The organism is Saprospiraceae bacterium (genome assembly GCA_016715965.1).
In the GTDB taxonomy this organism is placed as follows: Bacteria; Bacteroidota; Bacteroidia; order Chitinophagales; family Saprospiraceae; genus Vicinibacter.
On sequence record JADJXG010000001.1, the window covers coordinates 1,699,299 to 1,716,255 of the forward strand.

General features: G+C 39.4%; 15 protein-coding genes. 10 read left to right on the forward strand and 5 right to left on the reverse strand.

What is annotated here, in order from left to right:
- Positions 1–4: 4 nt before the first annotated feature.
- On the reverse strand, positions 5–1,633 hold the full coding sequence (locus IPM48_06405; GenBank protein ID MBK9271210.1) for a hypothetical protein: 1,629 nt from the start codon (positions 1,631–1,633) through the stop codon (positions 5–7).
- Positions 1,634–1,859: 226 nt separating this feature from the next.
- On the opposite strand from IPM48_06405, the gene IPM48_06410 reads away from it, so the two are divergent.
- The 4 genes from IPM48_06410 (at position 1,860) to IPM48_06425 (ending at position 6,373) form a co-directional block, all read left to right on the forward strand.
- Entirely contained in the window at positions 1,860–2,741 is an 882-nt protein-coding gene (locus tag IPM48_06410; GenBank protein MBK9271211.1) for a flavin reductase family protein, read from the forward strand.
- 9 nt (positions 2,742–2,750) lie between these two features.
- Entirely contained in the window at positions 2,751–3,356 is a 606-nt protein-coding gene (locus IPM48_06415) for a Crp/Fnr family transcriptional regulator (protein MBK9271212.1), read from the forward strand.
- 14 nt (positions 3,357–3,370) lie between these two features.
- Positions 3,371–4,417, forward strand: coding sequence for a glycosyltransferase family 4 protein (locus IPM48_06420; protein MBK9271213.1), 1,047 nt, complete (start codon positions 3,371–3,373; stop codon positions 4,415–4,417).
- Positions 4,418–4,552: 135 nt separating this feature from the next.
- Positions 4,553–6,373, forward strand: coding sequence for a tetratricopeptide repeat protein (locus tag IPM48_06425; GenBank protein ID MBK9271214.1), 1,821 nt, complete (start codon positions 4,553–4,555; stop codon positions 6,371–6,373).
- Position 6,374: 1 nt separating this feature from the next.
- Here the strand turns inward: IPM48_06425 and pckA are convergent, their stop codons facing one another.
- The gene (gene pckA, locus IPM48_06430; GenBank protein ID MBK9271215.1) at positions 6,375–7,976 is read right to left on the reverse strand and encodes a phosphoenolpyruvate carboxykinase (ATP); all 1,602 of its coding nucleotides are present in this window, start codon (positions 7,974–7,976) and stop codon (positions 6,375–6,377) included.
- Between the two features lie 240 nt (positions 7,977–8,216).
- Here pckA and IPM48_06435 point away from each other — a divergent pair, with 240 nt between their 5' ends.
- From IPM48_06435 to IPM48_06445, 3 genes are all read left to right on the forward strand, one after another.
- A complete protein-coding gene (locus IPM48_06435; GenBank protein ID MBK9271216.1) occupies positions 8,217–9,530 on the forward strand; it encodes a citrate (Si)-synthase in 1,314 nt (437 codons plus the stop codon).
- Between the two features lie 15 nt (positions 9,531–9,545).
- Entirely contained in the window at positions 9,546–9,938 is a 393-nt protein-coding gene (gcvH, locus tag IPM48_06440; protein ID MBK9271217.1) for a glycine cleavage system protein GcvH, read from the forward strand.
- Between the two features lie 448 nt (positions 9,939–10,386).
- Positions 10,387–11,235: a TonB family protein gene (locus IPM48_06445; protein MBK9271218.1), complete on the forward strand. Its 849-nt coding sequence runs from the start codon at positions 10,387–10,389 to the stop codon at positions 11,233–11,235.
- A gap of 282 nt (positions 11,236–11,517) precedes the next feature.
- On the opposite strand, the gene frr is transcribed toward IPM48_06445, so the two are convergent.
- From frr to serS, 3 genes are all read right to left on the reverse strand, one after another.
- Positions 11,518–12,081: a ribosome recycling factor gene (frr, locus tag IPM48_06450; protein MBK9271219.1), complete on the reverse strand. Its 564-nt coding sequence runs from the start codon at positions 12,079–12,081 to the stop codon at positions 11,518–11,520.
- Between the two features lie 62 nt (positions 12,082–12,143).
- Positions 12,144–12,824, reverse strand: coding sequence for a zinc metallopeptidase (locus IPM48_06455; GenBank protein ID MBK9271220.1), 681 nt, complete (start codon positions 12,822–12,824; stop codon positions 12,144–12,146).
- A gap of 132 nt (positions 12,825–12,956) precedes the next feature.
- The gene (gene serS, locus IPM48_06460) at positions 12,957–14,237 is read right to left on the reverse strand and encodes a serine--tRNA ligase (GenBank protein MBK9271221.1); all 1,281 of its coding nucleotides are present in this window, start codon (positions 14,235–14,237) and stop codon (positions 12,957–12,959) included.
- Between the two features lie 253 nt (positions 14,238–14,490).
- Here serS and rho point away from each other — a divergent pair, with 253 nt between their 5' ends.
- The 3 genes from rho (at position 14,491) to rnpA (ending at position 16,928) form a co-directional block, all read left to right on the forward strand.
- Positions 14,491–16,221 (forward strand): transcription termination factor Rho, encoded by a 1,731-nt coding sequence (gene rho / locus IPM48_06465; GenBank protein MBK9271222.1) that lies wholly within the window; start codon positions 14,491–14,493, stop codon positions 16,219–16,221.
- A 144-nt stretch (positions 16,222–16,365) separates the two neighbouring features.
- On the forward strand, positions 16,366–16,521 hold the full coding sequence (rpmH, locus tag IPM48_06470; GenBank protein MBK9271223.1) for a 50S ribosomal protein L34: 156 nt from the start codon (positions 16,366–16,368) through the stop codon (positions 16,519–16,521).
- Positions 16,522–16,544: 23 nt separating this feature from the next.
- On the forward strand, positions 16,545–16,928 hold the full coding sequence (gene rnpA, locus IPM48_06475) for a ribonuclease P protein component (protein MBK9271224.1): 384 nt from the start codon (positions 16,545–16,547) through the stop codon (positions 16,926–16,928).
- The last annotated feature ends 29 nt before the right edge of the window (positions 16,929–16,957 follow it).

The following is a 16,957-nucleotide window of genomic DNA, read 5'->3' on the forward strand; positions in this document are numbered from 1 at the left end:
AAATTCAAACAGGATTGAGCGTTGAATTTTCCTGATAGGATTTGATCAATTGGATGGGATTGTCCAACACATCGCTCAATGCAGTAATAAATGCCCCATCTTGAGCTTTTGAAATGGCGTAAGCCAGCGGCTCGATTTCATCTTCAATAAATTCATAGGAAGCATTTGGCTTTGACTGCAAAATACCTTTGATCAACAAGTGTACAATGTCATCTCTCAACCTGCCTCTGTGAAATTTAGCCTGATGAACTATAATGTGATCAAACATTTCTGCACTCAGTATTCCAAGTTTGACAATCGATTCATCTGGTCTATCGCCGGTACCTGTAATGATCCCAATTTTTTGAGGAGCATCGATGTGATTTAAAAACTCTTTGACACCGGCAAATCCATCAGGATTATGTGCAAAGTCGATCATCACCCTGAATCGATGAAAATCAAAAATATTCAACCTACCCGGAGTTTGTTCAGCAGAAGGATAAAAACTGGAGACTGCGTTTTTTATTTTTTCGGTGGAAATTCCAAATGCCAGACATGCAAGGATTGCTGCCATGGCATTTTCAATCATAAAGGGCACCGTGCCATGGTAAGAAATCGGTACCTGATCGAGTCCCAATTGAAAAACAATTGAATCTCTAGTTTTTACAACAATGGATTTGTTTTCAACAAAAGCCAACCAATTGCAGTTTGAGGGCATTTTCGGTTGGGGTAAGATACTAAACCATCCGTACCTCAAATCGGATTGGGAAGACATTTTTTTGGTGTGTTCATTTTCAAGATTTAGAATGGCAGCTCCTCCGGCTTGCAATACCTCAACGATAAGACCTTTAACCTTCGCCATTTCTTCAATCGTATGTATGTCGCCCAAACCAAGATGGTCTGATTGCACGTTGGTAACCACCGCTATCTGGCATTCTGCAAAGCCCAATCCCGCTCGCAGGATTCCACCTCTGGCTGTTTCAAGAACCGCCAATTCCACATCTGGATGTCGAAGTACTTCTGCAGCACTGGCAGGTCCTGTGGTGTCTCCGGTTTCGATGATTTGTCCGTTGATATAGATTCCATCGCTGGTGGTAAAACCAGTGCAATAGCCGGCCTCTTGACAGATATGGGCAATCAGTCTGCTGGTGGTTGTTTTTCCATTTGTCCCGGTTACAGCAATGATCGGTTTTCGATTTGGATTTAATGACTCTTGGATCGATAAAGACGGCTCAGGTTCATTATTCTTAATATTTTGCAATTCAGTCAGGGCATCGTCTGGATTCGTATTGCCATGGAGTAATAAATCATTCAACATTTTTACAGTTGCATGAGCAGCCAATCTTCCGGCTTGTTCGCTGTGGTATTCAAACAATATTCTCCAGACATCTTTTTGATTTGTTTCTAAGCCATTGAAATAACTGAGTTGATAAGCTACTTTTTTTTGTAATTCCAATGCAATGCGGGCGATCATCAAATGGGGGTATGATGAAAGACTGAGATCGATTCCGAATTTCTGGGTCATTATATTCTTTAATTCAAAAATCGATGCTGCTGTTTTTTCATCGAATTTGACCCTCATAACAATGAGTCTATGGTCCAGACTAAAAATATTAGGTCCGCGGAGTGCCTGAACTTGTAGTATTTCTATCATAATCGCTCTTTAAATAAATTGCAGGTCCGAAAGGTAGTATATTTATCAGTTTAACTATAAATATTTTACGGTCCAATAAAAGCATTTAATATGGATCCTATTTCCTCTGTAATAAAGCTTGTTTTCGTTCATTTCATTTTGTTTTGTGTGGTTTCATTTTAATCATGACAGCCAGAAGATAACAAAGTGGTATTTTTGGCGCTCAAAGGGGATAGTTACAAAAATCATGAAGAAAACCATTGTGCCCGGCACCATTCCAACTGGAGAACTCCATCAATATCTTTTAGGGAGTGTAGCCCCAAGACCTATAGCGTTTGTAAGTACAATTGACAAAGAAGGAAAACCCAATTTGGCTCCGTACAGCTTTTTTAATGCATTCAGCAGCAATCCTCCTATTTTGGTCTTTTCTTCCAACCGAAGGGTAGAGGGAAATACCACCAAAGACACCCTCCACAATATTATGGAGACCAAGGAATGCGTAGTCAATGTCGTCAACTACGAAATTGTCCGGCAAATGATGGTTTGCAGCGTTGATTTTCCCAAAGAAGTCAACGAGTTTGAAGAAGCTGGTTTGACTCCGGAAAAGGCTTCTTTCATAAAGTCACCATTGGTCTTGGAAAGTCCTGTCAATATGGAGTGCAAGGTTGATCAGATTATAACATTGGGGGATCAGGGAGGTGCCGGTCATTTGATCGTTTGCCATGTGGTCTGTATTCATATCAGTGAATCAGTCTTGGACCAACACCAAAAAATCGATCCTCATAAAATCGATCTCATGGGAAGAATGGGGAGGGCATTTTATGTAAGAGCTAGTGGAGAAGCGATACTCACTTTACCACAAAGTCAACAACTTCCCGTTGTGGGATATAAAAATCTCCCGGACCATGTTAGCCAAAGTAAAATATTAACCGCTAATTTAATAGGCTTTCTTTGTGGATTAAAGCATTGGCCTGATCAGAGAGAATCTGTTGCAGAGTTGAATGAGAGATTAGATTGGAAAGAAGCCATGAATTCACCGAAAAGATTGGATGAATTGCATCACCTGGCGATGCATCATTTCAATCACGGAAATTCTGATCTCGCTGCTAAAATTTTGGCATCCATTTAATTTAACACCATGAAAACTTCTTTGAACAAACAGGCTGTACAAATGATTCTGGCAAATATTAACCGCCACATTTTTTTGACAAAGGAAGAAATCCAGATTTTTACAGACAAGCTCTCTTTTCGAAAAGTGAAAAACAAAGAAATCATTCAGGCTGCCGGAATGTATTGTAAGGATTCGTTTTTTGTCACCAAAGGTTGTTTGAGGGCTTTTCAAACGGATCAGAATGGTTTTGATCATGTGTTGAGTTTTGCTCCGGCAGATTATTGGGTATCGGATTTGTATGCTTTAATTTCGGGCAATCCCGCCATCTTAAATGTAGAGGCAACATCTCCCTCAGAGGTTTTGATTTTAAATAGAGCAGATCAGGAGAAACTTTATTTGGAGGTCCCTAAATTTGAACGTTTTTTCAGGATCATTCTCGAAAAAAGTTTGGTTCATTTTCAGCAAAGGATATTGGATAATCTTCAAATGAATTCAGAGGAAAGGTATCAAAAATTTTGTGAAAAATATCCTCAATTGGTTGGCTCGCTCGCACAAAAGCAAATCGCATCATACATTGGAGTAACTCCGGAGTTTTTTAGTAAAATGCGTACCAGAATGCTGAGAAAGAATTGAGCTGCGCCCGGGATATGAATATTTTAGTGGATTTGTATAAATTGAAAGATATCAACACAGGCTTGGGCCAATTCAGTATTCAGTTTGCCAAAGCACTGGTATCTCACCCGCAATTCAATCCGGATCATTTTACATTTTTAAAGGGTACCGAAATGGCAACCCATTTACAACAATATAAGACAATTTCACCAGCAATCCAGAGAAGATATTTAAGCTTTCTAAACAGAGGATTTGGATTATGGCACAGCTTGCATCAATTTCCTTCATTTATTCCGGATAAGAATTCCAAATGGTTGCTTACCATTCACGATTTGAATTTTTTAATTGAGAAAAACCCCATCAAACAAAAAAAGTATTTAGGTCGGTTGATTAAAAATGTAAACAGAGCTGATTGTATTACTTGCATTTCAAAATTTACACAGGACCAATTGACATCGCATCTTGATGTTGGGAATAAAAGAACGGAAATCATTCCGAATGGCGTTGATCTGATTGAATTTCCGGGTCATACACCCAAGTTAAATGTCGAAGGAAGCAAGTTTTTCTTTTCCATAGGGGTTTTTGAAGAAAAGAAGAACTTTGAAGTATTGTTACCAATGATGCATTTTTTTAAAAATCACTTGTTGATACTGGCAGGTAATTGTGAAACTTCCTATGGCCGAAAACTAAAGGAACTGATTGGAAAGCTCCGATTGGAAAGACAGGTAATTTTGACAGGTACCATCAGTGATGCAGATAAGTATTGGTACCTTTGCAATATGGATGCATTACTTTTTCCATCAAAGGCAGAAGGATTTGGAATTCCGGTGATTGAGGCCATGTGCTGTGGTAAACCAGTGGTTTTGAGTTCATCGACCGCTTTGCCAGAAACCGGCGGAACCATTGCAGCTTATTTCGATCATTTTGAACCAGAACACATGGCAAAGATTGTGCAACAGCATATTCAATTATTTCAATCGGATCCCGACACAAAAAGTAGGGAAAGCATCCAATGGTCGCAGCGATTTAGTTGGAAGGAGTCTATTTCCAAATATTTTAAACTATATCAAGAATTATCCTGACAAGTAGATGAATCGAGTTGAACCAGTGTTTGGAGATGATAAATTGGAAGAAAGTCTTTTTAATATATTGAATTTATTTTTAAATTTATCCACTTGTTTTTATATATAATTCATTTTCCAATGAAAATTTGATAAATGAAAAAAGAATTTTTGAAGTCAGCGAATAATTTACCAGTTGATCAAAATGACTGGAATTGGTCAAATACTTTTGGTTTGCTGTTTATCATTTTTTTGAGCTTTTGGACTTTTCAATCGGTGGGAAAATTGGGATTTGTCTGGGATGATTTCGAGTATATCCAGACCAACAAAATGCTAGCCCAAGATCTTTCTATAAGCATTCCCCATTTTTTTGGACAGAATTATTATGTGGGGAATTACCATCCTGTTACCATGAGTTCCTATGCTCTAATTTATCAGAAAGCGAAGTTGAATCCTGAATTATACCATCAAGTGGTTTTACTTTTTCATGTATTGAATTCTTTGTTGGTTTTTTGGATGATCTGGATTTTAAACCAGGGCAGATTTGTTGTTGCCGCAGTGGTATCTGCACTTTTTGCTGTCCATCCCATGCATGTTGAATCGGTGGCATGGGCGTCAGAACTCAAAGATGTTTTATATACTTTCTTTTTTATTCTTGGACTAATTTGTTATCTTAAGACTTATCAAAAGCAAAGTCGTTTGCTTTACTTGATGTTTTGCTTTTTGTTTTTTGTCATTTCAATGTTGTGCAAGCCTGCAGCAGTTTGCTTTCCATTGGTACTTATGGTTTTTGATTATTATAAAATAAATCAGTTTCAGTGGAAAACGGCATTGGAAAAAATCCCATTTTTTATGGCAGCTTTATGGATGGGTGTTGTGACCATAATGGCTCAGGATAAAGCAGTGGGAAGTATCGGGCAGTACGAATTTTTTGAACGGGTGATGATTTCGTCGTTTGCCAGTATCTTCTACCTTGTCAAATTGATAATTCCTATCAATCTGTCTGCCTTGCATCCATTCCCGGTAAGTAGTGGCGGTGATTTTCCACTTTATTACAAACTAGCACCTTTCATGATATTGGTATTGTTTTTTGCACTTTGGTATCTGAGAAGAAGCAACAAAACCCTGGTATTTGGATTTCTGTTCTTTTTTGCTTCTATAGTGCTTGTATTGCAATTTTTAACGGTGGGTATGGCGGTTGTTTCAGAAAGGTATACTTATGTTCCATATATTGGTTTGTTTTACATCATTGCATATTATGTGGATACTTATTTTAAGCAGAGGTATAGCAATTCTGTTTCTGCCAATTTCACCTTAGGAATGTTGATCATGCCGATTCTGGTTTTTAGTTGGATGAGCAAGAACCGTGTTATGGTATGGCAAAATAACAAAACTCTGTGGACGGATGTGGTCGCGAAGTATCCTGAATCAGCGGTGGCGAATTATAATCTTGGATCATTTTATTTCAAGGAATTAAAGGATGATGATTCTTCATTGGTCTATTTTCAGAAAACCATCCAAAGGGACCCACTGCACTATCGTGCATTAATTAATCTTGGCTTAATTAACGGCAGGAGGAAGAATAAGGACCTTGCAATGGATTATTTTAAAAGAGCAGAACAGATCAATCCTGATTATTTTGAGCTTTACAAAAATCGCGGATTTGTTTTAAGTATGTTTGGAGAAACGGATAGGGCATTGGGAGATTTTACCAAGTATTTATCACTGGTTCCAAAGGATGCACAGATCTTATACGGAAGAGGTCTGATTTATCAGATGAAGAAGGAAAATGAAAAAGCACACGCTGACTTTGAAGCAGCGGTTCTTTATGAACCCCGCAATGCAGGATTTTGGTTAACAAAGGCAGAATCTGCCCTTGAATTGGGAAGAATAGAAACAGCTAGAAAAGATTTGGAGATGGCAATACAACTGGGAGCCAAACCTAAGCCTGATTTACGCCGAAGACTTGGTCTTTGATTTAAGCCTTTGGGCCAGCTGAGATAATATCAGGACTTGCCTTTGATTTGTATTTTTCAAAATTTTTATTGAAAAGTTCTGCCAGGGCTCTTGCTTTGTCGTTGTACTCTGTTGCATTGGCCCAGGTGGTAGATGGATCCAGTACCTCATTGGAAACTCCAGGACAAGTTTCTGGAAAATGTAAGCCAAAAATATCGTGGGTTTTAAATTTGACTTGGTTCAACTCACCAGATAAAGCAGCGGTTATCATGGCCCGTGTATAGGATAATTTTATCCTTGATCCCACGCCATAAGGTCCTCCCGTCCATCCTGTATTGACCAGCCAAATTTGTGGTTTGTATTGATCAATTTTTTCACCCAACATTTTGGCATAATGGGTGGGATGCAGTGGGATGAACGGTGCTCCAAAACAAGCAGAAAAAGTAGCTTTGGGTTCTGTAACACCCGCTTCTGTGCCTGCTACTTTGGCCGTATACCCAGAAATAAAGTGGTACATCGCTTGTGCAGTGGTCAGTTTGGAGATGGGTGGAAGAATGCCATAAGCATCGCAGGTCAGGAAAACAATATTCTTGGGATGGCCTCCTCTTGATGGATTTATGGCATTTCTGATATGGTCAATGGGGTAAGATACCCTTGTATTTTCTGTGATTGCACAGTTGGAATAATCTGGTTTGTTGGTATTTGGAAAACAGCCTACATTTTCCAGGATGGCACCGGTTCTGATGGCGTGAAAAATATCCGGCTCTTTTTCTTCGGTCAGATCGATGCATTTGGCATAACAGCCGCCTTCAAAATTAAAAACTCCGTCGCTTGCCCAACCATGCTCATCATCGCCAATCAACTTTCTGTTTGGATCTGCAGACAAAGTGGTTTTGCCGGTTCCGCTCAACCCAAAAAATACAGTAGTGTCTCCTTCTGGGCCAATGTTGGCAGAGCAATGCATGGGTAATATATTTTTGAACCACGGCAATTCAAAATTCAGAATGGTAAATATAGACTTTTTGATTTCACCGGTATACCCAGAGCCACCAATTAATATCATCTTTCTGGTAAAATCAATAATGCTGAAATTGTGCTGCCTTGTACCATCAACAGAAGGATTGGCCTTAAATTCAGGAGCATTGTAAATGGTCCAATTTGGAACAAAATTCTGCAATTCCTCCTCAGTTGGACAAATAAACATATTGGAGGCAAATTGTGCACTCCATGGCAACTCAGCGATCAGTCTGACCCCTATCTTAAAATCCGGATGGGCGCATGCAAAATTGTCCTGAACAAAAATATCCCTCTCGTTGAAGTGCTGGATCATTTTAAGCCTTAATTGTTCAAATTTGTCTTTTGAAAATTTTTGGTTAAATTGATTCCAATCCACCGCGTCTGCAGTAAGGCTGTCTTCCACCGTGAATTTATCCTGAGGGGATCTTCCGGTAAACTCACCGGTTAATATCATTAATGCGCCAGTGTCACTCAGGTTTCCAAGCTTTCTTTCCAAACTCAACTGCACTAAATCTGAAGGCTTTAGATTGGCATAGACCGTCTTTTGGGGCGAAATGCCAGATGTTTCAACCGGAGATTTAGGTGAAACCACACCTTTTAATTTCATACGAATCGAGTTTTGATCAACGAAAATGGTGGCTCAAAGGTAGCTCAATTATTATTTCCCAATAGCGTTTAAATAAATATTAACCTGTTGGTTTTGGATCTAAACCATGTGATCTTTAAGTTGTCTTTTACTAAGTGAAAATTTTTATTTACTGGCATTAATTTGAACGAGATTAGCATAAAAAGGATAGCTTTGCCGCGTTTTTTAAATTAGAGTCATCATACGAGAAATAGAAGCCCAATGGACAGATTAAAAGAATTGTTTAAAATCAAATTTTCGGCTGCCTCTGAAGAAATTAAGACCATTGTAAGGGAACATGGCAACAAAGTCATCGATAAAGTACAGATCGAACAGGTCTATGGAGGAATGAGAGGTATTAAATCGATGATCTGGGAAACATCTTCCTTGGATGCGATGGAAGGTATCCGTTTTAGAGGTTATAGTATTCCGGAATTAAGAGAGAAGTTACCCTGCATTGACGGGGCAACCGAACCCCTTCCTGAAGGCCTATTCTGGCTTATGATGACAGGAGAATTTCCCACCGATGATGAAGTCAGATGGCTCAGCAGGGAGTGGATGAGAAGAAGCGTGGTCCCTGACCATGTCATTGGAACCATTGACAGTATGGACGACAGCATTCATCCTATGACCCAATTTAGCATTGCCATTATGGCCATGCAATGCGAAAGTCTCTTTGTTAAAAAATACAATGAGGGGATGAATAAATCCCAATACTGGGATGTTACGTACGAGGATGCTATGAATTTGATCTCCCGGGTTCCCATCGTGGCAGCTTATATTTATCGGAAGGCATTTTGCAACAAGGATATCATCAGACCCAATAGAGATTTGGACTGGAGTGCCAATTTTGCTTATATGATGGGCTATGACTCGGATGCATTCAAGGATTTAATGAGACTCTATCTGACAATTCACGCGGATCATGAGGGAGGTAACGCTTCTGCCCATACGGTACATTTGGTAGGATCTACCCTGAGCGATGCCTATTTATCCCTGTCAGCAGGTATGAATGCATTGGCCGGACCCCTGCATGGATTGGCAAATCAGGAAGTAATGGATTGGATTTATGACATGATTCGGGATCTGGGTACCAATGACCCGAGCAAAGATCAAATCGCAGACTATGTGAGAAAAACCCTTGCTCAGGGCATTGTGGTCCCAGGCTATGGACATGCCGTATTAAGGGTGGCGGATCCAAGATTTATGGCTCAGATGGAATTTGCCAAAAAACATTGTGCAGAAGATCCAATGGTCAAAATTGTTTGGAACGTTTTTGAAGTTGTACCCGATATACTTGGCAGTCTTGGCAAGGTGAAGAATCCATGGCCAAACGTGGATGCTCATTCTGGTGCTCTTCTGGAGCATTTTGGATTTAAACAACACAATTTTTACACCGTATTGTTTGGCGTCTCGAGGGCTTTGGGAGTTTTGGCCCACCTTTGTTGGGACCGCGCCCTAAATTTACCATTGGAAAGACCCAAATCTCTTACGACAGAAGAGATCAAATTGTTTATTAAAAATTCTTCAAACTAATAAAACCATACTAAAATGCATTTTGCCGAAAACGTCAAATACACCAAAGAACACGAGTGGATTCGTGTGGAAGGAAATCAAGCCTACATAGGAATATCCGATTTTGCACAGTCTGAATTGGGAGATATCGTTTATGTAGAAGTAGATACAGTGGGAGAAACGGTGAGTAAGGATGAAATTTTTGGCACCGTGGAAGCTGTTAAAACCACCTCTGATCTTTACATGCCTGTATCAGGAACCATCCTTGAATTTAATCCGGATTTAGATGAAAAATCTGGCAACGATCCGACTCTTATCAATACCGATCCATTCGGAAAAGGATGGATCATAAAAATTGAATTGACCAATCCATCTGAATTGGATGAACTGATGGACTCTGCGGCCTATTCTAATTTGGTAGGCAAGTAAATGTCTCCGGTTTCTACCGGATTGGTTTATTTTCTAAAGCTCAGAGCCAATTTTCTGGGTTGGATTACAGTAATTGCGATTGTTGTGTTGTCCATATTGCCCAACTCTGCTTTGACTCCAATTCATTTCAAGGATTTGCTTCACCTTGACAAGTTGGGCCACCTTGGTTTTTATGGGGCTGCCACTTTTTTCTTTTTGATTGCTCCTTTTCAAAAAGAAACAAGAAGCAGGAGGAATTTAACAATATGTGCTGGTCTATCTTTATTGGGTATTGTTTTGGAATGCTTCCAGGATTGGATTGGACAAGGAAGGAAATGGGATACATTGGACCTTTTGGCCAATTTCTTGGGAATAATCTTGGCATTTCTTTTTTTTCTTTTGTTCAAAAGTAAATTTCAGCTTGATTCATTAAATCAATAGTATTGCTTTTTTCGTTCTATACCAGCGTATGTCATTGAGAAATTTTCTGCTCAAAAATCATCCCAACGAGAAATTGGATCAGCTGGTATTTGAAAACAGAAACAAATCTTATGGTGCTTATGTGTTGAGGAGACTTTATCCCAAACACATGCTGAAGGCAATGATCCTGTCCATCCTGCTTTCCTTAGTGTTGGTCTTTTTCAAGATCATTTTCGACAAGTTGATAGTGGCTGAACCAATGAATGTAGAAGATCTGGTGATGAAAGAATATCAAATCCCTGAGTTGATAGCACCACAAGGCAAGACGGGAGTATTAAAAAAAACAAGTCCAGACATTGCTACACCAGTAAAGGAAGTAAAATCTCCGACAAAATCAAAATCATCTCAATTGAAGGTGGTTAAAGACACCCCGGTGGAGACCGAACAAAATGTGAGCAACAACCAGGAAGAAGTGAATGAGAATGATAAAGAAGGTCAAGCGAAGGGCAAGGAGGGAACTGGTGATGAAATATTCGGTTATGTAAGCAACATGCCTCTTTTTCCAGGTTGTGAAAATCAGGAATGGAATTACTCAGAGAGAAAAAAATGCTCAGATAAAAAACTCAGAGATTTTCTCAAATACAACTTGAAATATCCTTCTCAAGCCATTAAAAACAATACCGAAGGAACGGTGCTAATACAGTTCATTGTGGAAAAAAATGGATTTGTATCTGATGTAAAAATTCTCCAGGACATTGGAGATGGCTGCGGAGCAGAAGCCAGAAGGGTGGTGGAAATGATGAACAACATGAATCAAAAGTGGACACCGGGATTGCAGAAAGGCCAACACCCTGTCAGGGTACAATATACCTTACCCGTGGTCTTCGAGGGTCGATGAAATCTGAAGTGCAAAATCTGAATTGAATTTTTTCAGGAAGTGTTTGTAATTTTGTTTGAATTAATAATTTTTCACCTTAAATTTAAAAAACAATTTTTACCAATAGTTTGCGACTTTTGGATTTTAAGATGGTTTCAATTAATTAAAACGCTAGAATCATTTTAACCCAATCCCCTATTAAATTCTTAACTGACGATCGCCTTCTGTTCAAATGGGACAAAATCCATTGATGATCTTCTAAAAAAATCCATCAAACCACGGACTTGTAAAAGCATAATGCGCCTATACGGTCATTATTTCCTTCTCCTTTCCTTCGATGATCTTATCTACTTTTTGGCTGTATTCCGTCACCAGATTTTGGATATCGTGTTCGCGGGCTTTGGCAAGGTCTTCAGAGAGCCCGTTCTTTTGTTCTTTTTTAATATAATCAAGTATCTTGTGTCTGGTAGAACGGATGCTTATTTTTGCTTCTTCTCCGTAATGGCGGGCCTGCTTGACAAATTCTTTTCTGCGCTCTTCTGTCAATGGCGGGATGCTGATTCGTATCATCTCACCATCATTTTGAGGTGTTATGCCAAGGTTGGCAGCAAAAATGGAGTGCTCTATCTCACCAATGATTTTCTTTTCCCAGGGTGTAATGGTAATGGTTCTTGCGTCGGCCAGGCCCACATTGGCTACCTGATTGACAGGAGTTGGAGAACCATAGTAGTTGACCAGAATTCCATCCAACAAATTGGTAGATGCTTTTCCAGTCCTGACCCGCTGCAATTCCTTCTGAAGGTGATCCAATGATTTTTCAAAATCCTGTTTGGCCTGTTTGATTTGTTGGTCAAGTTCTGCGGACATATTGGTTGGTTGAATTATGATGCAAATTAAAGGAATCTGCTTATTTTCTGAAACAAAAATATTTAATCACGTGAGCTTCCCATGTATCTTAGGATCAGGAATATCAGCATCACCAAAGAGGAAAGAGCAGCGGCCACATAAGTCATGGCGGCCCATTTAAGAGCATCTTTTGCGCCATCGTATTCTGCTCCATGGGTTGAGCCTGTATCATTAAGCCATACCAACGCTCTTTTGCTTGCATCAAATTCAACAGGTAAAGTGATCAAACTAAAAATTGTGGTGATCATAAAAGCCACAATGGTTATCAATAGAAGGGTTGGAAAGGTATTGGCCAACATAAAAGCAAACAATAAAAGGAATTGTTGCGCCATACTTGCAACTTTAACAACGGGAACTAATTTTGACCTGAGCTGGAGCATTGAATATGCAGTATCATGCTGGACAGCGTGACCACATTCGTGGGCAGCAACTGCAGCGGATGCAATGGATCTTCCATGATAGACATCTGGACTTAAGTTTACAGTTTTATCAAGTGGATTGTAATGGTCACTTAGATAACCCTGAGATTCCAAGACCCTTACATCGTGAATTCCATAATGCCTCAGCATTTTTTCTGCCACATCTTTTCCTGACTGACCCGACCTTAATCCAATGGCTGAGTAATGGGTAAACTTTGATTTTAATACATTTTGGACTAGATACCCGATTCCCGACATCACCAGGGCCAAAACATTAAAAATCATATAATCCGCATTCATAAACGCATTCATATTCTTCTGATTTATTGATTCAATAATTTATTGTATTGCTTAAACAAATTTATGGAAAAAAGATTCTGGCTTAATTCAAAAATTTTTGTTATCATTTTATAGGAATCAATGGAGCATTTCTTTTCCAAAATATGGAACCAGGGCTTTTGGAATTCGAATGCCATTCTCCGTTTGATGGTTTTCTAACAATGATGCTACGATTCTGGCCAAAGCCAATGCACTGCCATTTAGAGAATGGGCAAGGCGAATCTCACCAGATTCGGATTTAAAGCGCAGCTTCATTCGGTTGGTTTGGAAGGTTTCAAAATTGGAAACCGAACTTACCTCCAGCCATCTCTGTTGTGCGGCTGACCAAACTTCAAAATCATAAGTTAAGGCAGATGCAAATCCCATATCTCCTCCACACAGTCTGAGGATTCTATAAGGCAACTCAAGTTTTTGTAAAAGACCCTCTACATGTTTTAACATTGCTTCCAATGCATTGTAGGAATTGTCCGGATGCTCAATTCTGACAATTTCAATTTTATCAAATTGATGAACGCGATTGAGGCCTTTGACATGAGCTCCATAAGATCCTGCTTCCCTCCTGAAGCAAGGCGTGTATCCTGTGAGAAGGATCGGCAATTCATGTTCTTTTAAAATGACGTCGCGGTAAATATTGGTCACTGGTACTTCTGCAGTAGGTATTAAATACAAATCATCTTTCTCAATGAAATACATCTGCGCTTCCTTGTCAGGCAACTGGCCTGTTCCCCTTGCGGAATCTTCATTGACCAATAAAGGAGCTTGGATTTCTTCATAGCCCGAAGAACTTGCCTCATCCAAGAAAAAATTGATCAGGGCTCTTTGCAAACGAGCACCATTTTGTCGATAAAGAATAAATCCTGAACCACTGATTTTGACACCCAATTCCATGTCAAATACTTTGTATTTTTTGGCGAGCTCCCAATGAGGTAACGCATCTGGTCCCAATGAGGGAAGAGGTCCTTCCCAGGCTTTGTATATTTCATTGTCTTCAGCGCTTTTTCCAACAGGAACAGATTCATGGGGAACATTTGGTATTTGTATCAGTAATGCCTCTAGTTTTTCTTGAGCTATTCTCAATTCTTCTTCATTGATTTTGTTTTCATTTTTTAAATCCGCAACTTGAAGTTTTAATTTTTCTGCATCGGATTTTCGACCCGATTTCATCAAATCTCCAATCTCTTTTGAGATGGAATTGATTTGTGAAAGGATTGCATCCGTTTTTGATTGAGCTGCTTTGCGCTGATCATCTGTTAAAATGACCTCGTCTATACTTTGAAGCAATGAATCGGATCCATTTCTTTTACTTAAACCACTCACAATGCGATCCTTTTCATTTCTCAGCAACCTCAATTCCAACATATTTCTTAATTTAGGACAATTTTAGACGAAATAATTCATTTAACCCGAAAATAATATTTGTGAACAAAAAAAGTTTTAACTTTGTGCAGTTAAAGGCATCCAACCCGTTCTAATCATTTCCAGAGATTTTATTTTTTTGAATTCGTTCACCAGTCTCTCACGATTTGAATTTTAGACAGAGTTTGCCAAAATCAAACCATTTTTCATTCCTATTTAACTCATTTACAAATAATTAAATTGTCAGATCGTGGCTATGTATGATATATTGCAATTGAATGATATGCTCGTAACTGAGCTAAAAGACATCGCGGATAAACTGGGGATCGCGAACGCCAAAAAACTGGCAAAACAAGATCTGGTCTATAAAATTTTGGATCAACAAGCTTTGGTGGGTGCCAAAAAGTCATCCGATATTTCTGAAAATGGGGATGGAGGACACAGCGAGAAAGAATCCACCGCTTCCTATGATATTATTGAAGATGAGCGCAACATTCGCAATCGAAGACGCCGGGTGGCAAAACCTCTTGAACAGGTGTCAAAAACAAAACCTCCCGTTGAAAATGAAGAGACCGCTGAAGTTGAAGCACCTGAAAAAATTGCTGAAGAAGCACTTGAGCCGATTGAAAAGAAGAGTAATCTTGATGAAAAATTAGTGGTCATTCCACCCCAAAATCGCCAAAACAGGGACCAGCGTCCTGCTCAAAAGAATACGAGAAATTTTAATGAGCGTCTAAAACCTCAAAAAGCAAATTTGCCCGTAGAGAACAACCAACTTGAGAATAATCCATCGAATGAAGAACAGTCATCGGGTGTGGTTGTCGAACCAGAAGTAGCACCACAACCACCTGTATTTGTGGTGGAATTGGAAGGAGTAGTGGAAGGACAGGGAGTACTCGAATTGATGCAGGAAGGATATGGATTTTTGAGAAGCTCAGATTATAATTATTTATCCTCACCTGATGATGTTTATGTTTCTCCATCTCAAATCAAACTTTTCGGCGTAAAAACTGGAGATACCATCGTTGGTGCGGTCAGACCACCCAAAGAAGGAGAAAGATATTACGCGCTTCTCAGGGTATCAAAAATCAACGGGCTGGAGCCAAAATTAATCAGAGACAGGGTTCCATTTGATTATTTGACACCCCTTTTCCCAAATGAAAAATTCAAATTGACCACATCTCCCATGGGAAAGGATTATGGCAATCGAATGATAGACTTGTTTACTCCGATTGGCAAAGGTCAGAGAGGCCTTATCGTAGCACAACCCAAAACAGGTAAAACTTTCTTGCTCAAAGATATCGCAAACGCCATTGCTGCCAATCATCCGGAATGCTATCTGATCGTGCTGCTTGTGGATGAAAGGCCGGAAGAGGTTACTGATATGAAGCGGAGTGTAAAAGCAGAAGTCATTTCTTCTACTTTTGACGAACCCGCGGACAACCATGTCAGAGTGGCCAACATTGTCCTGGAAAAAGCCAAAAGAATGGTGGAATGCGGACATGATGTCGTTATTTTACTGGACTCGATCACAAGACTGGCCAGGGCATATAACACCGTAGCACCTTCTTCAGGCAAAGTGCTTTCAGGTGGAGTCGAAGCCAATGCTTTGCAAAAACCCAAAAAGTTTTTTGGTGCGGCTCGAAAAATTGAAAACGGCGGTTCATTGACCATATTGGCGACCGCTCTGATCGATACAGGCTCTAAAATGGATGGAGTGATCTTTGAAGAATTTAAGGGAACAGGTAATATGGAATTGCAGTTGGACAGAAGTTTGGCCAACAAGAGATTGTATCCATCCATTGATCTTACAAAATCCAGTACCAGAAGGGAAGACTTGTTACAGGATGAAGCTACTGTTCAGAGGATGTTTGTCTTAAGAAACCATCTGGCAGATATGAAGCCGGAAGAAGCCATCGAGTTTATCAAAAAGCACATGGTTGGAACTCAGAAAAATGAAGAATTTTTGGTGTCAATGAATAGCTAAAAATTGTAGTTGGCTTAATATCAAGCGATTAAGAAAAATTTATGGTTTGAAAAAATCAAAAAATTCAATAAAAAACTGATTCAAAATCCAAAAAGATATTATCTTTGCAGTCCTTTTGATAAAGGGGTTCAAAATTAAAGAGTCATGAAACGCACGTTCCAACCATCCAGAAGAAAGAGAGCCAACAAGCATGGCTTTAGGAGTCGCATGAAATCTAAGAATGGCAGAAGGGTATTGGCACGTCGCCGCAGCCGTGGCCGCTTAAAGTTGACCGTTTCTGACGAGAGCAAGTTGAAGTAATATTACCCCATCCTCTTTAAGAGGTGTCGACAAATCATTCTTTTCCTCCGCATTACAGACTTAAGTCACAAAAACTAATTGCACAGCTGTTTCAGAGTTCTTCTTCAGCTTATTCCTATCCATTGCTGTTAAAATTTCAACGATTAGAACTTGATTCCGAAGTGAAAGAATTGCAGGTAGCATTCTCAGTTCCCAAAAAAAAAGTAAAATTAGCCGTTCAAAGAAACCGCATCCGTCGTTTGATCTTTGAAGCTTTTAGAACCACCCACAGAGAAATCTTGCCCCCAGCTGGTGTACACAAGATTGCCATGATTTGGATCTATCTCGCGGATTCAGAACTTGAATTTGATAAAATAAAGAATGCAGTTTTTCTTTGCCTCCAGCAATTAAAAGAAAATTTGCCTTAAAGCCGAAGCTGTTTGCAAACTAAATTAAA

Bases quoted from the DNA above. Each gene is read 5' to 3' on its own strand.
- IPM48_06405 (MBK9271210.1), bottom strand. From the start codon at position 1,633: ATGATAGAAATACTACAAGTTCAGGCACTCCGCGGACCTAATATTTTT.
- IPM48_06410 (MBK9271211.1), top strand. From the start codon at position 1,860: ATGAAGAAAACCATTGTGCCCGGCACCATTCCAACTGGAGAACTCCAT.
- IPM48_06415 (MBK9271212.1), top strand. From the start codon at position 2,751: ATGAAAACTTCTTTGAACAAACAGGCTGTACAAATGATTCTGGCAAAT.
- IPM48_06420 (MBK9271213.1), top strand. From the start codon at position 3,371: ATGAATATTTTAGTGGATTTGTATAAATTGAAAGATATCAACACAGGC.
- IPM48_06425 (MBK9271214.1), top strand. From the start codon at position 4,553: ATGAAAAAAGAATTTTTGAAGTCAGCGAATAATTTACCAGTTGATCAA.
- pckA (MBK9271215.1), bottom strand. From the start codon at position 7,976: ATGAAATTAAAAGGTGTGGTTTCACCTAAATCTCCGGTTGAAACATCT.
- IPM48_06435 (MBK9271216.1), top strand. From the start codon at position 8,217: ATGGACAGATTAAAAGAATTGTTTAAAATCAAATTTTCGGCTGCCTCT.
- gcvH (MBK9271217.1), top strand. From the start codon at position 9,546: ATGCATTTTGCCGAAAACGTCAAATACACCAAAGAACACGAGTGGATT.
- IPM48_06445 (MBK9271218.1), top strand. From the start codon at position 10,387: ATGTCATTGAGAAATTTTCTGCTCAAAAATCATCCCAACGAGAAATTG.
- frr (MBK9271219.1), bottom strand. From the start codon at position 12,081: ATGTCCGCAGAACTTGACCAACAAATCAAACAGGCCAAACAGGATTTT.
- IPM48_06455 (MBK9271220.1), bottom strand. From the start codon at position 12,824: ATGATTTTTAATGTTTTGGCCCTGGTGATGTCGGGAATCGGGTATCTA.
- serS (MBK9271221.1), bottom strand. From the start codon at position 14,237: ATGTTGGAATTGAGGTTGCTGAGAAATGAAAAGGATCGCATTGTGAGT.
- rho (MBK9271222.1), top strand. From the start codon at position 14,491: ATGTATGATATATTGCAATTGAATGATATGCTCGTAACTGAGCTAAAA.
- rpmH (MBK9271223.1), top strand. From the start codon at position 16,366: ATGAAACGCACGTTCCAACCATCCAGAAGAAAGAGAGCCAACAAGCAT.